The 1705-nt window shown below is 50.4% G+C and carries 1 protein-coding gene; it reads left to right on the plus strand.

Going from position 1 to position 1705, the window contains the following annotated elements; genetic code table 11:
• Window positions 1-134: 134 nt before the first annotated feature.
• Entirely contained in the window at window positions 135-1685 is a 1551-nt protein-coding gene (locus ETC05_RS17170) for an IS1182 family transposase (RefSeq protein WP_171661541.1), read from the plus strand.
• Window positions 1686-1705: the final 20 nt, after the last annotated feature.

A 1705-nucleotide genomic window follows, 5' to 3' on the forward strand; every position in this document is an offset into this window, starting at 1 on the left:
GGAGCTGACCCAAAACGGGAATGCGTTTTGGGATCAGCCCCCACTTTTTTGCCCCAAATATAGAAGAATCGCCCTTTTTTCTGGTAGAATAGAGTCACCGAAACCACTACCACCGAAAGAAGGGCGATTCTTTTATGAAACATGATCATGTTTCCTTTAAAGAGTATACCATGGACAACCTCTCTTTGCCAAGCAACATCGCCGATCTCATTCCGCGGGATAACATGGCCCACGTGGTTCATGAGATGGTTGAACGCATCCCGATGGAGACGTTTCTTCCTTACTACAAAGGAGGGGGCACCTCCGCCTATCATCCGAAAATGATGACCAAAATTCTCCTTTACGCTTACACCCAAAAAATGTATCATGGCCGTGAGATTGCACGGCAGCTCGAAGTCCACCTTCCCCTCATGTGGCTAAGTGGATTTCAAAAGCCGGACTTCCGCTCCATCAATCGGTTTCGTTCGGAGCGGATGAAAGACTTGATTGATGACCTGTTCCGGGAAATGATCACGCTGCTCGTGGCCGACGGCTATGTCAAGATGGAAGATTATTTTGTGGATGGAACGAAAATTGAAGCGAATGCCAACCGGTACACCTTCGTTTGGCGCAAATCGGCTGAGAAGTACCAGGAGAAACTCCAAGCCAATGTCGATCGGCTGATTGCCCAGATCGAGGCGATCGTGGAAGAAGAAAAGGCGGAAGACATTGACGCTTCGCCTGCCTTTACGTCAGAAGAAATCCGAAAGAAAACCGAAGAGTGGGAAAAACGGTTGGAGGCCGAGCCGGACAACCAACCGTTGAAGAAGGCCGTCAAGAAGATGAAGGAGGACTACTTGCCTCGCAGTGAAAAATATGAACACCAACTCCATGTATGCGGGGATCGCAACAGCTATTCCAAGACCGATGTGGATGCCACCTTCATGCGGTTGAAGGAGGATCCCATGCGAAACGGTCAGCTCAAGCCGGCCTATAACGTACAGGTGGGTTCTTCCGGCCAATTTATTTTGGGGTATTCCCTTCATCAGAGGCCGGGCGACACTCGTTGTCTTCTTCCGCATTTGGAGACTGTTCGAGAGAAGTACGGCGTGGAGCCCGAACGTTTGATCGCTGACGCGGCCTATGGCTCGGAAGAGAACTACGTGAAGCTGGAAGAGAAGCACATATCGGCCTTGATCAAGTACCATACGTATGAGAAGGAGAACACGCGCAAGGTCAAGAAAAATCCGCATCATCCGCAGAATTGGACCTATGTGGAAGAAGAAGACGTTTGGATTTGCGCGAATGGGAAAAAGCTGGTTCGCACCGGAACTTCGAAACAGACCACAGAATCAGGATACACCTCGGTCACCCGACACTACCAATGCCATGAATGCGAAGGATGTCCGTTCCGTTCGGCCTGCACGACTTCCAAGTATGGACGAACCACGCAATGGAACCCCGTCTATCATGAACAAAAACAGAAAGCCCGCGAACGGCTGGAGAGTGAAGAAGGGCAAGCCCGGTACCGCCAACGCAAAACCGACATTGAGAGTGTATTTGGGCAAATCAAACAAAATCGCGGGTTTCGTCGCTTTGTCCTGCGAGGCCTCCAAAAAGTTTCCATCGAATGGGGGCTGGTTTGTGCTGCCCACAATCTTCTCAAAAAAGCCGCTAGGGACAAGCAATTGTCCTTGGTGGCGTAAATCAGGGGGTGAACAGAGTC

The sequence above is a fragment of the Geobacillus sp. BMUD genome, from assembly GCF_013096845.1.
Taxonomy (GTDB): domain Bacteria; phylum Bacillota; class Bacilli; order Bacillales; family Anoxybacillaceae; genus Geobacillus; species Geobacillus vulcani.